This is a genomic window from Nocardia sp. NPDC055029, assembly GCF_053608525.1.
Map to the genome: position 1 here is coordinate 126,331 of NZ_JBSGVQ010000015.1, position 16,010 is coordinate 142,340.

The 16,010-nt window shown below is 69.8% G+C and carries 19 protein-coding genes; 16 read left to right on the plus strand and 3 right to left on the minus strand.

The genetic code is table 11. The features are described 5' to 3' along the window. Nucleotide 1 precedes the first annotated feature (1 nt). From ACWF9G_RS16095 to ACWF9G_RS16125, 7 genes are read left to right on the plus strand one after another with little or no spacing between them, the layout of a single operon-like run. Complete coding sequence (locus ACWF9G_RS16095) at nucleotides 2-817, plus strand: ABC transporter permease (protein WP_379308863.1); 816 nt, start codon at nucleotides 2-4, stop codon at nucleotides 815-817. Continuing rightward, complete coding sequence (locus ACWF9G_RS16100; protein ID WP_379308864.1) at nucleotides 814-1,566, plus strand: ABC transporter ATP-binding protein; 753 nt, start codon at nucleotides 814-816, stop codon at nucleotides 1,564-1,566. Before ACWF9G_RS16095 ends, ACWF9G_RS16100 begins: the two co-directional genes overlap by 4 nt. Beyond that, nucleotides 1,563-2,588 (plus strand): ABC transporter substrate-binding protein, encoded by a 1,026-nt coding sequence (locus tag ACWF9G_RS16105; protein WP_452516078.1) that lies wholly within the window; start codon nucleotides 1,563-1,565, stop codon nucleotides 2,586-2,588. The genes ACWF9G_RS16100 and ACWF9G_RS16105 overlap by 4 nt, the downstream gene beginning before the upstream one ends. After that, nucleotides 2,585-3,685 carry an LLM class flavin-dependent oxidoreductase gene (locus ACWF9G_RS16110; RefSeq protein WP_452516080.1) on the plus strand — a complete coding sequence of 367 codons (1,101 nt, stop codon included), beginning with the start codon at nucleotides 2,585-2,587 and terminating at the stop codon, nucleotides 3,683-3,685. The genes ACWF9G_RS16105 and ACWF9G_RS16110 overlap by 4 nt, the downstream gene beginning before the upstream one ends. Next, nucleotides 3,682-4,851 carry an LLM class flavin-dependent oxidoreductase gene (locus tag ACWF9G_RS16115; RefSeq protein ID WP_379308867.1) on the plus strand — a complete coding sequence of 390 codons (1,170 nt, stop codon included), beginning with the start codon at nucleotides 3,682-3,684 and terminating at the stop codon, nucleotides 4,849-4,851. The genes ACWF9G_RS16110 and ACWF9G_RS16115 overlap by 4 nt, the downstream gene beginning before the upstream one ends. A 16-nt stretch (nucleotides 4,852-4,867) precedes the next feature. Further along, on the plus strand, nucleotides 4,868-5,587 hold the full coding sequence (locus ACWF9G_RS16120) for a class II aldolase/adducin family protein (protein WP_452516081.1): 720 nt from the start codon (nucleotides 4,868-4,870) through the stop codon (nucleotides 5,585-5,587). After that, nucleotides 5,584-6,522, plus strand: coding sequence for an ABC transporter substrate-binding protein (locus ACWF9G_RS16125; protein ID WP_452516083.1), 939 nt, complete (start codon nucleotides 5,584-5,586; stop codon nucleotides 6,520-6,522). Before ACWF9G_RS16120 ends, ACWF9G_RS16125 begins: the two co-directional genes overlap by 4 nt. 50 nt (nucleotides 6,523-6,572) lie before the next feature. On the opposite strand, the gene ACWF9G_RS16130 is transcribed toward ACWF9G_RS16125, so the two are convergent. After that, nucleotides 6,573-7,124, minus strand: coding sequence for a hypothetical protein (locus ACWF9G_RS16130; RefSeq protein ID WP_452516084.1), 552 nt, complete (start codon nucleotides 7,122-7,124; stop codon nucleotides 6,573-6,575). A 24-nt stretch (nucleotides 7,125-7,148) separates the two neighbouring features. Here ACWF9G_RS16130 and ACWF9G_RS16135 point away from each other — a divergent pair, with 24 nt between their 5' ends. The 8 genes from ACWF9G_RS16135 to ACWF9G_RS16170 all read left to right on the plus strand — a co-directional run bounded on the left by ACWF9G_RS16135 (nucleotide 7,149) and on the right by ACWF9G_RS16170 (nucleotide 13,115). Next, the gene (locus ACWF9G_RS16135) at nucleotides 7,149-8,381 is read left to right on the plus strand and encodes a sensor histidine kinase (RefSeq protein WP_452516085.1); all 1,233 of its coding nucleotides are present in this window, start codon (nucleotides 7,149-7,151) and stop codon (nucleotides 8,379-8,381) included. Then, a complete protein-coding gene (locus ACWF9G_RS16140; RefSeq protein WP_452516087.1) occupies nucleotides 8,378-9,022 on the plus strand; it encodes a response regulator in 645 nt (214 codons plus the stop codon). Before ACWF9G_RS16135 ends, ACWF9G_RS16140 begins: the two co-directional genes overlap by 4 nt. Nucleotides 9,023-9,530: 508 nt before the next feature. Continuing rightward, nucleotides 9,531-9,812, plus strand: coding sequence for a hypothetical protein (locus ACWF9G_RS16145; RefSeq protein ID WP_189033525.1), 282 nt, complete (start codon nucleotides 9,531-9,533; stop codon nucleotides 9,810-9,812). 41 nt (nucleotides 9,813-9,853) lie between these two features. Continuing rightward, the gene (locus ACWF9G_RS16150; RefSeq protein WP_452516088.1) at nucleotides 9,854-10,438 is read left to right on the plus strand and encodes an NAD-dependent epimerase/dehydratase family protein; all 585 of its coding nucleotides are present in this window, start codon (nucleotides 9,854-9,856) and stop codon (nucleotides 10,436-10,438) included. 69 nt (nucleotides 10,439-10,507) lie between these two features. Next, nucleotides 10,508-11,398 carry a transcriptional regulator CynR gene (cynR, locus tag ACWF9G_RS16155; protein ID WP_452516090.1) on the plus strand — a complete coding sequence of 297 codons (891 nt, stop codon included), beginning with the start codon at nucleotides 10,508-10,510 and terminating at the stop codon, nucleotides 11,396-11,398. A 111-nt stretch (nucleotides 11,399-11,509) separates the two neighbouring features. Further along, nucleotides 11,510-12,109, plus strand: coding sequence for a carbonic anhydrase (locus ACWF9G_RS16160; protein ID WP_452516091.1), 600 nt, complete (start codon nucleotides 11,510-11,512; stop codon nucleotides 12,107-12,109). Between the two features lie 26 nt (nucleotides 12,110-12,135). After that, nucleotides 12,136-12,606 (plus strand): cyanase, encoded by a 471-nt coding sequence (gene cynS / locus ACWF9G_RS16165; protein ID WP_452516093.1) that lies wholly within the window; start codon nucleotides 12,136-12,138, stop codon nucleotides 12,604-12,606. Nucleotides 12,607-12,614: 8 nt separating this feature from the next. Further along, entirely contained in the window at nucleotides 12,615-13,115 is a 501-nt protein-coding gene (locus tag ACWF9G_RS16170; protein ID WP_452516094.1) for a nucleoside deaminase, read from the plus strand. Here the strand turns inward: ACWF9G_RS16170 and ACWF9G_RS16175 are convergent, their stop codons facing one another. Further along, nucleotides 13,116-13,661, minus strand: a complete 546-nt coding sequence (locus ACWF9G_RS16175; protein WP_452516095.1) for an ester cyclase — start codon at nucleotides 13,659-13,661, stop codon at nucleotides 13,116-13,118. Between the two features lie 71 nt (nucleotides 13,662-13,732). Here ACWF9G_RS16175 and ACWF9G_RS16180 point away from each other — a divergent pair, with 71 nt between their 5' ends. Then, on the plus strand, nucleotides 13,733-14,368 hold the full coding sequence (locus tag ACWF9G_RS16180; RefSeq protein ID WP_452516097.1) for a TetR/AcrR family transcriptional regulator: 636 nt from the start codon (nucleotides 13,733-13,735) through the stop codon (nucleotides 14,366-14,368). On the opposite strand, the gene ACWF9G_RS16185 is transcribed toward ACWF9G_RS16180, so the two are convergent. Further along, on the minus strand, nucleotides 14,361-15,614 hold the full coding sequence (locus ACWF9G_RS16185) for a serine hydrolase (protein ID WP_452516098.1): 1,254 nt from the start codon (nucleotides 15,612-15,614) through the stop codon (nucleotides 14,361-14,363). The genes ACWF9G_RS16180 and ACWF9G_RS16185 overlap by 8 nt on opposite strands. Nucleotides 15,615-16,010: the final 396 nt, after the last annotated feature.

A 16,010-nucleotide genomic window follows, 5' to 3' on the forward strand; every position in this document is an offset into this window, starting at 1 on the left:
CATGACCACCCTCGAACTGGCTCCGCCGCGGGCCCGGGTGACCGGTCAGCGGCCCCGGTGGCTCTCGCTGGGCCTGCGGGCCGCGCTCCCCGCCGCCATCGTGCTGGCCTGGTGGGCGGGGTCGGCGAGCGGCGTGATCTCGCAGCGCGTGATCGCGGGCCCCGGTGCCGTCTGGTCGGCGTTCCTGGAACTGCTCGACAGCGGTCAGCTGGTCGATTTCGCCCTCGCCTCGTTCGGACGGGCCGCCGCCGGCGTCGCGATCGGCGTCTCCGTCGGGCTGGTGCTCGGCCTGCTGTCGGGCCTGTCGAGCCTGGGCGAGGAACTGGTCGACTCGACGATGCAGATCGTGCGCGCCGTGCCGTTCCTCGCGCTGGTGCCGCTGTTCATCTCCTGGTTCGGCATCGACGAGCTGTACAAGGTGCTGCTGATCGCGGTGGCGACCACCGCGCCCATGTACGCCTACACCTATCTCGGGGTGCGCAACGTCGACCGCAAGGTGGTCGAGGCGGCCCGCAGTTTCGGGCTCACCGGCACCCGGCTCGTCGCCGAGGTGATCGTGCCCGCGGCGCTGCCCGGCATCCTGATGGCGCTGCGGGTGTGCCTGTCGATCAGCATCACCGGCCTGATCGCCGCCGAACAGGTGGGCACCCAGCAGGGCGTCGGCTATCTGGTGACGCTGGCCCAGGAATACAACCGCACCGACTACATGGTGCTGTGCGTGGTGCTCTACGCGCTGCTCGGTCTGGTGTTCGACGCACTCGTGCGGCTCGCGGAACGCTACGCGATGCCATGGCGAAAGCAGGTGGCGATCCGATGACCACGACAACAGCCGCGCCCGTACGGCAGGCGGCACCGGTGGCGGTCTCGATCACCGGACTGCGAAAAGCTTTCGGCGACAAGACCGTTCTCGACGGCGTCGATCTGACCATCCGCCGCGGCGAGTTCGTGGTGCTGCTCGGTCCGAGCGGTACCGGCAAGACCACGCTGCTGCGCCTGCTCACCGGCCTCGAGGTGCCCGATGCCGGTGAAGTGCTGGTACCAGCCCGCCGCACGACCGTCTACCAGGAGCCCCGGCTGATCCCGTCCAAGCGGGTGCTGGCCAATGTGATCGTCGGCCTGCGCCGCACCAAGACGCAGCGGGAAGCCGGTCTGCGGGCGCTGAGTGAAGTGCACCTCGACGGCAAGGCCGGGCAGTGGCCCGCCACCCTGTCCGGTGGTGAGGCCCAGCGCGCCGCCCTGGCCAGGGCACTGGTCAGGGAACCGGAACTGCTGCTGCTCGACGAGCCGTTCGCGGCGCTGGACGCACTGACCCGGCTCCAGATGCAGGACTTGGTCGGCGATCTCGTCGCCCGGCACCGGCCCGCCGTCCTCATGGTCACCCACGATGTCGACGAGGCGATCCGGCTCGCCGACCGGGTGATCATCCTCGACCACGGCCGCTTCGCCGTCGACGAGGTCATCGACCTGCCCCGGCCGCGCGATCACGCGGCACCCGAAACCCTCGGTTACCGAACGCAATTCCTCGCCCAGCTCGGCGTCGGACCACACACCAGGAGCCTGTCATGACCGAAACCCTGTGGTACACCCGCTGCCCCGTGCCGACCGCGAGCGGCCTCGCGCACAGCCTCGGCTGGCTCGGCGAGACCGCGGCGAACGCGGGCCTCGAGTTCGGCGTCCTGCAGGACGCGGGCCCCGAACTCGCGGGCCACCACTTCCTGCACGACCTGTCCGGCCTGATCCGCGAGGGCGGCAATGTGCCCGCGCTGGCAGCCCGCGCGCAGGGTTCGCCGACCCGGCTGATCGGCCTCACCTGGATCGACGAATCGCAGGCGATCCTGGTCGGCCCCGACTCGCCGGTCGCCGACGCCGCCGGTCTGGCCGGGCTGCGGATCGGCGTGCCCGCCTGGGCGCAGGACCAGGCCCGTAGCTTCCCGCGGGCGATGGCGCTGCACGGCTTCGCCAACGCGCTGCGCCCGGCCGGGCTGACCCTCGCCGACGTCCGGGTCACCGAACTCGAGGTCGAGCGGGATCCGCAGGTACGCACCGAGATCCAGACGGCGCGACGGTCCACCACCTGGGGTGTGGAGGAGTTGCTGGCGGGCACGGTCGACGCCATCTACGTCAAGGGTGCGCGTGCCAAGGAGGTGGCGAAGGAGAACGGACTGCGTGTCGCGGTCGACCTGGACGCCTCGGCCACCAAGCGCCTGCGCGTGAACAACGGCACCCCGCGTCCGATCACCGTGCACGCGGATCTGCTGGAATCGCGACCCGAGGTGGTCGTCGGTTTCCTCGCGCAGAGCCTGCGTGCCGCCGACTGGGCCGCCGGTGACCTCGACGGTGTCCGCGCGGTGCTGCAACGCGAAACACTGTCCGGCCCCGAGGGTGTCGTCGCCGCCTACGGCGCGGAGTTCCATCGTGGTCTGCATCCGTCGCTGACCGAGGAACGCGTCGAACTGCTCGGCGTACAGAAGCAGTTCCTCTACGCGCACGGCTTCCTGGCCGCGGACTTCGATCTCGAATCCTGGGTCGCCCCTGAGCCGTTGGCTCGCGCGCAGGAACTCGTCGCCGCCGAGCGGGTGCCCGCATGACCGAGTTCCTCTGGAAACTGCCCAGCCGCGGTGACGGCAGGCGCGCCCGGCCCGAACTCCGCGGACGTGGCGGCTTCGGCCCGCAGGCGCCGCGCACCGAGGCCACCGATGTGCGGCCCGGCCGATTCGGCCCGTTCGACGATCTCGCCCAGATCGTCGGCGCGGCAGAACTGAACGGCTTCGACGGCGTGCTCGCACCGTACGACCCGCACGGCGAGGAATCCTGGATCGTCGCGGCCGCCGCCCTGCGCGCCACCCGATACGCGCAGGTCACCATCGAATTCCAGCCCGCGTTCGGGACACCGGTGTACGCGGCGAAGATCTCGGCCACCCTGCAGCGGCATTCGGCCGGTCGGCTGAACTGGCGACTCGCCGTCGACACCGATGCCGAGGAGGCCCGTGCTCGCGGCGACCTCGTCGACGGCGCCGAACGCTACCGGCGCGCCGCCGAATTCCTCACCGTCGCACGGGGTGTCTGGAACGAAACCGAGGTCGGTGCAGCCGGATTCGCGGGCACCGGATTCGAGTATGCCGGGCAGTACTACGACGTCATCGACGGCGGCTTCCGTGGCATCCTGTCCGGTCTGCCCTTCCCGGCGGTCCACCTGAGTGGCACCTCGGAAGCGGCACTCGACCTGTCCGCCGCGCACGGCGACGTCCACGTCTTCGCCGAGGAGCCGGACGGAATCTCGCGTGCCGCAGCCGAACTGGGGGAGCGGGCCGCCGCGGCGGGGCGCCGGGTGCGCGTCGCGCTCGACCTGCCGGTCATCGCCAGGAAGACCGAGGACGAGGCATGGGCCAGGGTCCACCGACAGTGGGACGAGCTGGGTCGCACTGATTCCGCAGCCGAGCACGCTTTCGGCGACGGCCGCTGGGCAGGCTTCGACGCGCTCGGCTACGACCAGCGCATCGGCCTGGTCGGCAGCTACGAGCAGGTGGCCCGCCAGCTCGCGGTCTACGAGATCGCCGGCGTGCAGACCTTCGTGCTCTCCGGCCACCCGCACATCGAGGAGATCCACCGCGCGGGCGAACACCTGCTGTTCCTCGCCGACCCGGCAGGCCGCACCCTCACCACCGCGCAGGAGCTCACCGCATGACCATCGACGTCTACTGGCGCATCGGCATGGAAGGCGACCACGCCTCCCTGCGCACCCCGCGCCGCTACAACCGCGGCAATGCGGGCGGCTACGGTCCCGGCAATATCGCGCCCGCCATCCGTGGTGGCGCATTGGACGAGTACAGCTACCTCGACCATGTCGCCGCGGTCGCCAAGGCCTCCGAATCGGCGGGCTTCCTCGGCGGCCTGCTCCCGTCGTTCCCGGTGACCGACGACCCGTGGGCCGTCGCCGCCGCGCTGGCCGCCGAGACCACCACCTACCGCTTCATGGTCGCCTTCCAGCCCGGCTTCCTGCACCCGGTGCAGGCGGCCAGGATGTCGGCGAGCCTGCAGCGCGCCACCGGCGGCAGGCTGGTCTACAACATCATCAGCGGTGGCGGGGGACCTGCCCAATTGTGGTGGGGCGACAAGGTTTCCCACGACGACCGCTATGCCCGCACCAGCGAATTCCTCGACGTCCTGCGTGGTGTATGGGACGGCGAACCGTTCGACCACGACGGCCGCTTCTTCCGCACCGAAGGCGCGGCGCTGCCGCCCGGCTTGGCCGGTCAGCCCTTCCCCGAGGTGTACTTCTCGGGGTCCTCCGGTGCCGCGGTGGCCGCGGCGGGCCGCCACGCCGACTACTACCTGTCCTGGCTCGAACCCTTCGCGGATCTGCGCGCGAAGTTCGACGGTGTCCGCCGCAATGCCGAAAGCATCGGCCGCACACCGAAGTTCGCGGTGCGCATCGACATCGTCGCCCGGCACACCGAGGAAGCGGCCTGGGCCGAGATCGAGAAGGGCTGGGCCTTCGTCGACCGCGACGCCGCCAACCGGGCCGCCAAGGGCGACTCGGTAGGCGCCGCCAGGATCACCGGCTGGGTGCCCGAAACCATCACCGGCTATCGCGATCTGGAGGTCCAGCCCAATGTCTGGTGCGGGTTCAGCCTGATCCGTGGCGGCCCCGCCTTCGGCCTCGTCGGCAGCTACGAGCAGGTCGCGCAGCGGCTCGACGAACTGATCGATCTCGGCGTCGACGCCTTCATCCTCGCGGGCAACCCGCACCTGGAAGAGGCCTACCGGGTCGGCGAGGAAGTGCTGCCCCTGCTCGGCCGATCCCGGCTCACCACCCCGTCCACCGACACCGTCCTCGCGACGGCCCGATAACCGCAGGAGTTCGACAATGACCACCACCGAAACCCGTTTGCCGGAGGCCGTCACGGCCTTCGTCGAGGCGGCGACCCGCGACGCCGAGACCGCGTTCCGGGTGTTCCGCGAGACCGGCACCGTCATCGGCAACGGCACCGTCAACTTCGTCGAACGAGTGCCCGGCGAGGAGATCGCCGTCGCCCTCAACGAGCCGGGCCCGTGGGCCGCCGAGCGCACCGTCGAACCCGTCGTCGCCACCTTCGACGGAGAAGTGCTGTCCGGCAAGGGATCCGCCGGTTTCGTCACCGGCTACGCCAAGGTGTTCCGCGCGCATCCGGAGATCACCTCCGTCGTGCACATCCACACTCCGTGGCTGGGTGGCTGGGCGCAGACCCACCGCACCCTCCCGATCCGCTATGCCGCCTCGCAGCGCCTGACCCTGTCCCGGGAGATCCCGCCGCACATCGACCGCACCATCGGCGCGGGCGATTTCATCCTGAGCAAGCTCGAGACCGACCCGCACCTGGTCGCGATCTTCGAGGCCAACGGCGGCGCCAATGTGCTCGGCCGGGCCGGTCTGCTGGAGCTGGCGAAGTTCGTCGTCCTGCTCGAGGAGGGCGCGCAGTATCAGGCGATTGCCGAAACTCTCGGCGGCTCGGTCGAATTCGATCCGTCCAACCTCGCGGTGCAGTGGAGCCGCAGCGGTCTGGCCGACGAGGCCCGCCGCCTCGGCCTGATCGGCGACGCGCGATGAGCCTGCGCGTCGGGTACTTCCCGCACAACAACTCGCTGTTCGTGCTGCGCCACCGCGGCATCCTCGAGCGGCAGCTGCCCGACGTCGAATGGGTCGACCTGCGCGCCCTGCCGCAGGCCGAGCGCGTCGACCCGAAAACCGGGCTGCCCGGCGAGCATTCGGACTGGCTGTTCACCGACGGCGGCTACGACATCATCGGCACCGGCTTCACCCCGCCGCTGACCGCACTGGCCAACCAGCGCGACATCGTCTACCTCGGCATCTCCGGCCCGCGGGTGGAGAACGGCAGGCTGGTGGCAACGGCCGCGAGCGGCATCACCTCCGCCGCCGACCTGAAAGGCAAGCGCGTCGGCATCGCGCACGGCTCGTGGCAGACCACGCTGCTGCTGTTCGCGCTCGACCAGGTGGAGCTGACCTGGTCCGATGTCGAACCGGTCGACGTCGACGTGCGCGGTGGCGGCGCCGCCCTGCTGGCCGGTGAACTCGACGCCTGGATCGGCACCTACCCCGGCTTGCGGGAGGTCGAGGCAGCGACCGAGCTGACCACGCTGGTCGACACCGCCTCGGTATTCAGCCACCCGTCGCTGTGGTTCACCCGTCGCGACCTCGCCGAAGGCCACCGCGCGGTGGTCGAGGCGGTACTGGCCGCCCTGCAGGAGTCCGACGCGTGGATCGCCGCCAACCCGCGCGCGGCGGCGCAGTACTTCGTCGACGACGCCGAGTCCCGCGGCGTACCCGCCGATCTGGACGCCTGGGAAGCCGCGCTGCGCGGTCGTCCGTTCGGCGTGCACCCGGTGAGCGAGGAATTCCTCGACGAACAGCAGCGTGCCGCCGACCTGCTCGCCGCCAACGGCCTGCTGCCGCGCGCCGTCGACGTGCGGTCCGCGGTCCTGCCGTGGATCGGGTCGGCCGTCCCCGGGAACGCCGCCGTCTGAGCGCGAGCAGGCGTTGCCCCGGTACCGAATCGGTACCGGGGCAGCGCGCGTCATCGGTTCCGTCCCGAGCCCGCGACCCACACGGGCCCGGTGAGCAGCCAGATCACAGTGATCACGCCCAGACTGCCGAACACGCCCATGAGCTGCTCGCGCTGCTCGGCGTCGGCCACCGTGTAGCTCAGCAGGAGGGTGAGCACGCCCGCGATGGCGGCCGCGCCGAGCCAGCGCGCGAAGTCGGCCCACTCCTTGCGGGCTCGTTCCGGACCGTCCTTGGGCACCTTCACCGGCGCTGGTCCGCCCGCGAAGCGATAGGCGAACCGCGCGTCGAGCCACTCGACCATCCGATGCCCGAACATCACCGTGCAGCCCAGGTAGATTCCGGCCAGGCGGTGCGCGAAACCCACCTCCCCGCCCCGGTGCAGATCGATGGCCACCGCGACCACCAGCACCACATCCAGCACCGGAACCAGAGCCAGCGTCACCAGGCCGGCGCGCCGCAGCCGCGCCACGTAGCGCAACAGCAACCCGCCCACCACCAGCACCCAGAAACCGACCTCGCACGCGGCGATCGTCAGCAATACGGGGTTGTTCAGTTCGTCCATTTCCCTACTGTGCCGGGCGCACCGGTGCGCGGTCGTCCCGCTGACGGCGCGCGGGTGGTCCGTCTTTCGGGGGACCCGGGGCGCGGCCGCGGTGTGCTGAAATGGGGCATGCCCCCGTCCCGCACGCCCCTGGACCGGCTCGCGGACGCCTTCGACAGCGCGACCTCGGCCGCCGTCGGCGTATTCCTGGTCGGGTTGTTGCTGTGGGCCGCGGGCGGCTGGTCGATCGTCATCGACCGCGATCTGTATCCATCGCCGGTGAAACTGGCGCTGCTGTGCGCGGCATTCGCGATCCAGCTGACCGCGCAACGCAGGCCCGCCCTCGCCTTCGGGCTGATGGTCGCCCTGCTGGCCGGTGACTTCGTGCTCGGACCGTCGCTGCCCCTGTGGATCGCCATGACCGACGTGATCTTCCTGGCCGTCAGCACCGGATCCGACCGGCTCGGCGTGGTGGTCGGCTGGTTCGCGGTAGTGGTGACCGCCGGCGGTGCACTGCTGGCGATGGCGGTTTTCGGGCTCAGCGCGGCGCTGTACGTCGGCCTGATCGGCGTCGCGCTCACCTGGTCACCGCTGGGCTACGCGCGGGCCGTGCGCGCCTCTCGCCGGATGGTCGGCGTGGAACGCAACGCGGCCCGCGCCGAACTCGCGGCCCGCGACGCCGAGCGCTCCGCCGCCCTCGGCGACGAACGCCGACGGGTGGCCAGGGATCTGCACGACACGGTGGCCGGTCACCTGTCCGCCGTCGCCATCCTCGCGGAGGTGGCGCAGAAGAACCCCGGCGACACCGCCGTCCTGCAGTCGATCCGCGCGGGCAGCCTGGCCGCGCTCGACGAGATGCGCGCGACGATCGACCTGCTCACCGCGCCCGGCGACACCGCCGTCACGGCCCGGCTCTCCTCCCTGGACGGGCTGATCGACGCCGCCCACGCCGCGGGCGGCGCGGTGACCCTGCGACGGCAGGACGGCTTGGCACTGCCCACCGCCGTCGAGGCGGTGATCACCCGCATCCTCGGCGAGACGATCGCGAACGCGACCAAACACGCACCGGGTGCGCCGCTGGCGATCGACGTGCGCCGCGACGCCACCCGGGTGGTGGTGACCGCCTCGAATCCGATCGAGCCAGGACGACCGGAAGGCCAGGGAAACGGACTGCGCAACATGATCTTTCGCGCCGAATCGATGGACGGCACGCTCACCGCGGGCGCCGAAGACGGCAGCTGGTGCGTGCGGGCACGGATTCCGCTGGGGGACCGATGACGGTGACAGTCGTGGTGGCCGACGATCACGCCACCATCCGGGCGGGCATCACCATGCTGCTCGAATCATCCGGGCAGATCAGGGTCGTCGGCGAGGCGGGCGACGGTGTCGCCGCGCTCCGGCAAACCCGTGCGCTGCGTCCCGACGTGGTGCTCATGGACGTGCGGATGCCGCGCGTCGACGGGCTGGAGGCCACCGCCGCGGTGGTCGCCGAAACGACCGCGAAGGTGTTGGTACTCACCACCTTCGCCATCGACGACTACGTCCTCGGCGCGCTCGCCGCGGGCGCGAGCGGCTTCCTGCTCAAATCCGTCGGTGGCGACGAGCTGGTTCGCGCCGTGCTGGCCGTGGCCGACGGTGACGCGGTGCTCGACCCGAAGGTGACCCGCGCGGTGATCGCCGCGCTGCCCAGGGCGACGGCCCTCGCCCCGCCACCCGATCTGTCCGCCCTCACCGACCGCGAACGGCAGGTGCTCGCGGGTCTGGGCGCCGGGCTGTCCAACCAGCAGATCGGCACCCGCTTGCACATCGGCGAAGCCACGGTGAAGACCCACGTCTCCCGGGTGCTGACCAAGCTCGGCGTGCAGTCACGTGTGCAAGCGGCGGTGATCGCCACCCAGGTGGGTCTCGAACTGCACTGACCGCTCGACGACGATGCCCCGCGACCGGTGTCGGTCACGGGGCATCGTCATCGCGGGGCACAGATCAGTGTGCGGGGTGCGGGTCCGACCGATCGCGACGGATCCGGCGAGATTCAAGCCAATACGTCAGGAAAACGGTGGCGTAAGAGGCCACCACTACTGCTGCGGTCACCAGAAGAAACGCGAAGATCAACGGAATCAGTAAAGCCATTTGCCCCTCCTCGCGGTACGGTATATGCGGCGCGCTGCGCGCGCTCAGCGATGAAGGTGGTGGTCAGCGCCTCGTCGCGCCGATTCTGGACTAGCCCCGCGCTTTCGATAGTAGGGGCAGGGCGCGACGGCGGCACGGCCCGACGGGTGTGACGGCGGTCATGTTCGTCGCGGAGTGTCAGCTGCGTCATCGAAGCGGCCTGAGGTTGAATGTTCAATAGATCTGGGTTCTACCGCGTCACGAGTTCTCGACATCGGCTTCACCACGAACATCCGACGAAGGAGCACGATCGTGAGCATGATCCTGGCTGTGTTGGACGGCGCCGTTCTCGCGCAGGTAGGCAATCCCACACCGGAAGCCCCGCCGATGGCGGAGAAGGTCTTGCAGTTGGGCCGGTATTTCACCTGGATGATCCTGCTGTCCGGCGTCACCGCCATCACCTACGGCGGCGGACGATTCGCCTGGGAGAAGTGGAACGGCGGCGGTCTGCAGTCGCCGAAGATGATCGCCAGTGCCATGGCGGGCGGCGCCGTGGCGACCAGTGCGGGCACGATCATGAACGCGGTGATCGGAGCCTGACCTTCCGTCCCGGGGCGTAAGGCCTCGACTAGGGTCGAGGCGTGCGTATCTTTCTCGCGGGCGCCACGGGCGTCATCGGAACGCGATTGCTGCCGCTGCTGATCGGCGCGGGCCACGAGGTAGCAGGCCTGACGCGCTCCCCGGCCAAGGCGGCAGCGATCCGCGTCACCGGCGCACACCCGATCGTGCACGACGTCTACGACGCGCCCGGCCTCGCCGCCGCCGTCACCGACTTCGCGCCCGACCTGGTGATGCACCAGCTCACCGACCTCCCCGACGACGTCGCCGATCTGGCGACCTCCGGTGCGGCGAACGCGCGCATCCGCACCGAAGGCACGGCGAATCTGCTCGCCGCCGCGGCCGCGGCAGGCGCGAAACGCTTTCTCGCCCAGAGCATTGCCTGGCAGCCGCCCGCGGGTCGCGGCGCCGTGATCGCCGCGCACGAGGCCGCGGTGCTCGCCGCGGGCGGCGTCGTCGTGCGCTACGGCCAGTTCTACGGCCCCGGAACCTATTACGAGTCGACCCTGCCGGAACACCCGCGTATCCATGTCGACTCGGCCGCCGCCCGCACGATGGACCTGCTCGACGCACCGACCGGAACCGTAGTCGTCGTCGATCCCGCGTAGTTCTCGGCGTCGATAGCGGCCGCGTCGCGGTCGCCTTCGATTCGATAGTCACTATCTATCATGGTGACCATGGAGCTGCGTCATATCCGGTACCTGCTCGCCGTCGCCGATCACGGGAACTTCACCAGGGCCGCCGAGGCGCTGCACATCTCCCAGCCGACACTGTCGCAGCAGATCAAACAGCTCGAGCGGCTGCTAGGCGTGCAGTTGCTCGACCGCTCCGGGCGAACGGTGCGCCTCACCGACGCCGGCCAGGTGTACGCCGAGCACGCGCGCAATGCGTTGCGCGACCTCGAGGCAGGCGAACGTGCCGTCCACGATGTGCAGGATCTGACCAGAGGACATCTGCGCGTGGCGATGACGCCGACGATCACCGCCTACCTCATCGGCCCGCTGATGGACCGGTTCCACCGGGCGCACCCGAATGTCACCGTCGCGGTCACCGAGACCACCCAGGACCGGCTCGAAGAGGATCTGCTCGCCGACGCCATCGATCTGGGTATCGCGTTCAGTGGCACCCACACCGCGGGCATCGACTGCGCGGCCCTGTTCACCGAGGACCTGAGCCTGGTGGTCGGCGCCGACCACACTTTGGCCACGCACGCGGGGCCGCTGGCGATCGGGGATCTCGCCGTCGAGCCCCTGGCGCTGCTCAGCCGCGACTTCGCGACCCGTGCCTATATCGACGACTACCTCGCCGACTGCGGTGTCGCGCCGCGTATCGCGATCGAAGCGAACTCGATCAGCGCGCTCGTCGAATTCACGCGCCGGGGCACGCTCGGCACCGTCCTGCCCGATGCGATCGCCCGCGCGCACCCCGACCTGTGCCCGGTCGCGCTCGAACCCGCGCTGCCGAGCCGCACGGTGGAACTGCTGCGCCGCGGCACCGCCTATCACTCGGCCGCTGCGCGCGCCTTCGCCGCGATCGCCAGGGACGCGGCGGGTGAGTTCGCGCCATAGATGGCGGCAATCGAAACTGTTGGAACAACGTATTGGACGCTATAGCTCCTGACGGGCAGGCTGGATCTCGAACAGCAACACCGAGCCGGCACCCACCGAAGGGAGCGATCCATGACCGACCTCGCGAGCGGCGTCACGCACTTCCAGCACGACGTCTACCCCGGCAAGGCAGCGCTTTTCGCCGAACTGGCGACGACCCACACACCCCACACGCTGTTCATCAGCTGCTCCGACGCCCGCGTCGTCCCGGAGCTGATCACCAGCAGTGAGCCGGGCGAGCTCTTCGTGATCCGCACCGCGGGCAACCTGGTGCCCGCCTATGCGCCCGGTGGCGACGGCATCGCCGCCAGTATCGAATACGCCGTCGCGGTGCTCGGTGTCTCGCGAGTCGTCGTCTGTGGTCATTCCGGCTGCGGCGCGATGACCGCGGTCGCCGAGCGCCACGATCTCAGCGCGATGCCGACGATCGCGCAGTGGCTGCGGCACGCCGATGCCGCCGCCGCCCGGGTCGGCTCCGCGGCAGCCGATCCCGTGTCGACGCTCGTGCACGCCAATGTTGTTGCGCAGCTGTCGAACCTGGCCACCCACCCGTCCGTTGCCCGCGCGCTGGCCGACGGCGCCCTGGTCGCCGAGGGCTGGGTGTTCGACATCGGCACCGGCACGGTGACCGTGGTCGACGGCACCTACTCCACGTCCACGCCTGCCGCCTGAAATCCCCGAAGAAAGGAAACCCCATCATGGTGCACGCACAATTCGACCCCTCCGCCCGTCAGTCCCTGGCCGTCACCGCGGTCGCCGCGAAGACGGCGAAAGACCTGACCTGGCAGGAGATCGCCGACGCCGCGGACCTGTCGGTCGCCTTCGTCACCGCCGCCGTCCTCGGGCAGCACGCCCTGCCGGAGCGGTCCGCGGTGGCCGTCGCCGAGCTGCTCGGCCTCGACAGCGAGGCGGCGACCCTGCTGCAGACCATCCCCACCCGCGGCTCGATCCCCGGTGGCATCCCGACCGATCCGACGATCTACCGCTTCTACGAAATGCTGCAGGTCTACGGCACCACCCTCAAGGCGCTGGTGCACGAGCAGTTCGGCGACGGCATCATCAGCGCGATCAACTTCACGCTCGACGTGCGCAAGGTCGCTGACCCCGAGGGCGGCGAACGCGCCGTCATCACCCTCGACGGCAAGTACCTGCCCACCAAGCCGTTCTGAGGATCATCATGGACTTCGCACAGCACACGATCGAACTGGCCCGCCGCAATGTCGAGGACGGTGGGCGCCCCTTCGCGACCGTCATCGTCAAGGACGGGCAGATCCTGGCCGAGAGCCCGAACCTGGTCGCCCAGACCAGCGATCCCACCGCGCACGCGGAGATCCTCGCCATCCGGCAGGCCTGCACCGCGCTCGGCACCGAACACCTGGTCGGCGCCACCATCTACATCCTCGCGCTGCCCTGTCCCATGTGCCTGGGCGCGCTGTACTACTGCTCGCCGGACGAGGTCGTCTTCCTGACGACCCGTGACGCCTACGCACCGCACTACGTCGACGACCGGAAGTACTTCGAGCTCGCCACCTTCTACGACGAGATCGCCACGCCGTGGGACCAGCGCCGCCTGCCCATGCGCCACGAATCGCGCGCCGACGCCGTCGACGTCTATCGGCGCTGGCAGGAGCGCAACGGTGGCGACCGCCGCCTCGCCGGGGCACCGACCGCGGGCTGATCAGCGGCCGGAGCGGACTTCGCGGGCCGCGCGGCGCTTCAGCTGCATCGATCGCAGCAGGAACACCGGTGAGGGCGGCAACCAGCCGAGTTGCCTGGCCATACCGAGGTCGTCGCGGTTGGCCCAGTGTTCGAGGATCTTGCCGTCGCGCATGCGGAACCAGTGCGATTCGGTCATCGCGAAGGTCTTGCCGGTGGCGGGGAAGGCGTTGTCCACCGCGCCGTCTTCGGTGTAGAAGACCAGTGGGCCGATCTGGCGGCCGTGCATCGTCGCGTAGACGGTCACCAGGTCGTTCTCGACGGCAGTGGCATGGATGTCGTAGGACATGTCGGTGAAGGCGTCGCGCAGCCATTCGGCCAGCGCGTGGAGCGCCTCGGGGCCGTTTCCGCGTGCCCATGGCGGCGCCGCCTTGCGCTCCCTGGTGAAACCGTCGGGATGGGTGACCTCGGCGAGGTCGGTGACACTGCCGTCGACCATGAGGTGGATGCCGCGGATCGCCACGGACTTCAGGTCGTCGGCCACGACCCTGGGGCTGATGGTGTTCATGATGACGCTCCGTCTGTGATAGAACTCCAATTGAGTAAAGTGGAACTGTATCTAAAATTATTGGACCGGTGATGACCGAAGTCAAGAGGCGGTATGACGCGTCGGGGCGGCGTGCGCAGGCCAGGGCGCGCCGCCACGCGATGGTGCTCGCGGCGCAGGAGTTGTTCGAGAGCGACGGGTTCCGGTCGACGACGATCGCGGCGGTCGCCGAGCGGGCCGGCGTGTCGGCGGAGAGCGTGTACAAGGCGTTCGGCACGAAGGCGGCGCTGGCCAAGGCCGTGTTCGATGTCGTGATCGCGGGCGACGACGAGGACGTCCCCGTCTATCAACGGCCCGAGCAGCAGGCGATGCTCGCCGAGCCCGACGTGCGCCGCAAGATCGAGATGTTCGTCCACGGCCTGGCTCGGCGGCAGGCGCGATCGGCCAAGGTGCAGTTCCTGATTCGCGACGGTCGCCACGTCGACGATTCGCTCACCCCGGTGTGGGACAAGCTGGCCGAGGAGGGGTTGGTCGGGATGACCATGCTGGGGCGGCACCTGCTCGAAACAGGGCAGCTCCGCCTTGGGATCGACCTCGACGAGGTTCGCGACGTCCTGTGGAACTACCTTGCCATCGACACCTTCGAGCGGCTGGTGCTGGCCAGGGGCTGGTCGGTGGACCGCTACGCGGGCTGGGTCGCGCGCGCGATCATCGCCGCGATCACCTGAGGCTCAGCCACTCCGGTGCACGGTCGAGCCGCGGCAGGGTGTCGGACACCTGCGCCACCAGCTGCCAGGGGCGGTTGAGGTCGGTGCCCGCTTTGCCGCTGGTGAGGATCGAGCCCGCGAGCCCGCGTTCGGGGTCGGCCCAGCCGTACTGCGTCGTCAATCCGCTGCGGCCGAAATGGAATCGGGTGTCGCGGCCGAACTTCGACCGGCGCCCACCCAGCTCGAATCCCGCGCGGCTGACCCGGCCCGCCGCACCCGGTATGCGCTCGGCCGGTCGGATCGCATCGAACAGCGTGGTGGGTTCGATGATCCGGATGCCGTCGAGTTCGCCACCGCGCGTGAGGATTTCGTAGAAGCGCGAGAGCTCATAGGCGGTGGTCACCAGGTTGCCAGAGGGGAGTTCGGCGGTGAGGAACGCGTCGTTGTCGGACTTGGACGCCTTGTCCATCCGCCCGCCGAGCGCCTTGCGCGCCAGGAACAGCGACAGCCTCGACGGCGGCGGACCGGTCTTCACACTCGGCACGACCTTGCCGATATCCGCGGGGTCGACCCCGAAGTTGTTCCAGCGGAACCCGAACGGAACCAGCACCTGCTCGGCGAGATGCTCCCGCATCCGCTTGCCGGTGGCGCGCTGCACCAGCAGGCGCTGGATCAGCCCGCTGGTCAGTGCGTGGTAGACACGGAACCGGCCCGGCGGCCAGCTCGGCACGAGATCGGCGAGCGCCGACACGGCCAGTTCCTCGTCGGGCACCACCTCGCTGCCCTTGTACGGCGGCGTGATGAACGGGACGCCCGCCGAATGCGACAGCACGTGACCGATGGTGATCCGGTCCTTGCGATGCGACGCGAACTCCGGAATGTATTCGCACACAGGGTCGTCGAGTGCGAACGCGCCCTGCTCGACGAGCATGGACATCACCGTGGCGGCGACACCCTTCGCGGTCGAGAACCCACAGAACGGGGTGTCCGGTGTGGCCAGGATCTTCTCGGCGTCAGGAGAATCCCTCGGCGCGTTGCCCCACCCGTGGCCGATGGTCCGGTTCAGCACGATCTTGCCGTTGCGGCGCAGGCACACCTGGATCGCGGGTGTCGTCCCCATCGCGTACCAGTCGCGCACCGAGGACCACAGCCGCGCGACCGCCTCGGCGGACGTCCCCGCCTCGGCGGGATCGTCCTCGTGCCCGACCGTCGTCACCGTATCCAGGTCCTCGGCGATCGTCACCAATGTGCCGGAGAGTGCGCTCATGCGACCCAGCCTATCGACGCCGCGGATCACCGACCCTGTGGTGTGGGCACCTCGGCCCCGTGACCTCGGCAGATGGCGGTGATATCGCATCGATGGGAGCGGCAAGTGGACCGCATCCCGGTCCGGTCGACATCTGTTCCGGCACCGTCGATGGAGCGGCATCGTGCACTGCCGTGAGACCGAACTCTCCTGGCGTTGTCAGGCCGAGGTACCCCGGCCCAGACGAGCCGCGCGCTCCCGGCGCAGTGGGGCCGACCGCATCCTGAGCGGCCGGGCCCACCTCACCCAGCGCTGGTAGACCTATCCCGCCCGTCGCCGCGCGACCAGCGATGTCCGCCCGGTGCCGGAGGTGAGATGTCCCTCTGAGTGGGGACCGTGCCGCAGCGGTGCTGCGGC

Bases quoted from the DNA above. Each gene is read 5' to 3' on its own strand.
- ACWF9G_RS16185 (WP_452516098.1), bottom strand. From the start codon at position 15,614: ATGAGCGCACTCTCCGGCACATTGGTGACGATCGCCGAGGACCTGGAT.
- ACWF9G_RS16140 (WP_452516087.1), top strand. From the start codon at position 8,378: ATGACGGTGACAGTCGTGGTGGCCGACGATCACGCCACCATCCGGGCG.
- ACWF9G_RS16110 (WP_452516080.1), top strand. From the start codon at position 2,585: ATGACCGAGTTCCTCTGGAAACTGCCCAGCCGCGGTGACGGCAGGCGC.
- ACWF9G_RS16160 (WP_452516091.1), top strand. From the start codon at position 11,510: ATGACCGACCTCGCGAGCGGCGTCACGCACTTCCAGCACGACGTCTAC.
- ACWF9G_RS16130 (WP_452516084.1), bottom strand. From the start codon at position 7,124: ATGGACGAACTGAACAACCCCGTATTGCTGACGATCGCCGCGTGCGAG.
- ACWF9G_RS16120 (WP_452516081.1), top strand. From the start codon at position 4,868: ATGACCACCACCGAAACCCGTTTGCCGGAGGCCGTCACGGCCTTCGTC.
- ACWF9G_RS16175 (WP_452516095.1), bottom strand. From the start codon at position 13,661: ATGAACACCATCAGCCCCAGGGTCGTGGCCGACGACCTGAAGTCCGTG.
- ACWF9G_RS16100 (WP_379308864.1), top strand. From the start codon at position 814: ATGACCACGACAACAGCCGCGCCCGTACGGCAGGCGGCACCGGTGGCG.
- ACWF9G_RS16095 (WP_379308863.1), top strand. From the start codon at position 2: ATGACCACCCTCGAACTGGCTCCGCCGCGGGCCCGGGTGACCGGTCAG.
- ACWF9G_RS16115 (WP_379308867.1), top strand. From the start codon at position 3,682: ATGACCATCGACGTCTACTGGCGCATCGGCATGGAAGGCGACCACGCC.
- ACWF9G_RS16180 (WP_452516097.1), top strand. From the start codon at position 13,733: ATGACCGAAGTCAAGAGGCGGTATGACGCGTCGGGGCGGCGTGCGCAG.
- cynR (WP_452516090.1), top strand. From the start codon at position 10,508: ATGGAGCTGCGTCATATCCGGTACCTGCTCGCCGTCGCCGATCACGGG.
- cynS (WP_452516093.1), top strand. From the start codon at position 12,136: ATGGTGCACGCACAATTCGACCCCTCCGCCCGTCAGTCCCTGGCCGTC.
- ACWF9G_RS16170 (WP_452516094.1), top strand. From the start codon at position 12,615: ATGGACTTCGCACAGCACACGATCGAACTGGCCCGCCGCAATGTCGAG.
- ACWF9G_RS16145 (WP_189033525.1), top strand. From the start codon at position 9,531: ATGATCCTGGCTGTGTTGGACGGCGCCGTTCTCGCGCAGGTAGGCAAT.
- ACWF9G_RS16125 (WP_452516083.1), top strand. From the start codon at position 5,584: ATGAGCCTGCGCGTCGGGTACTTCCCGCACAACAACTCGCTGTTCGTG.
- ACWF9G_RS16105 (WP_452516078.1), top strand. From the start codon at position 1,563: ATGACCGAAACCCTGTGGTACACCCGCTGCCCCGTGCCGACCGCGAGC.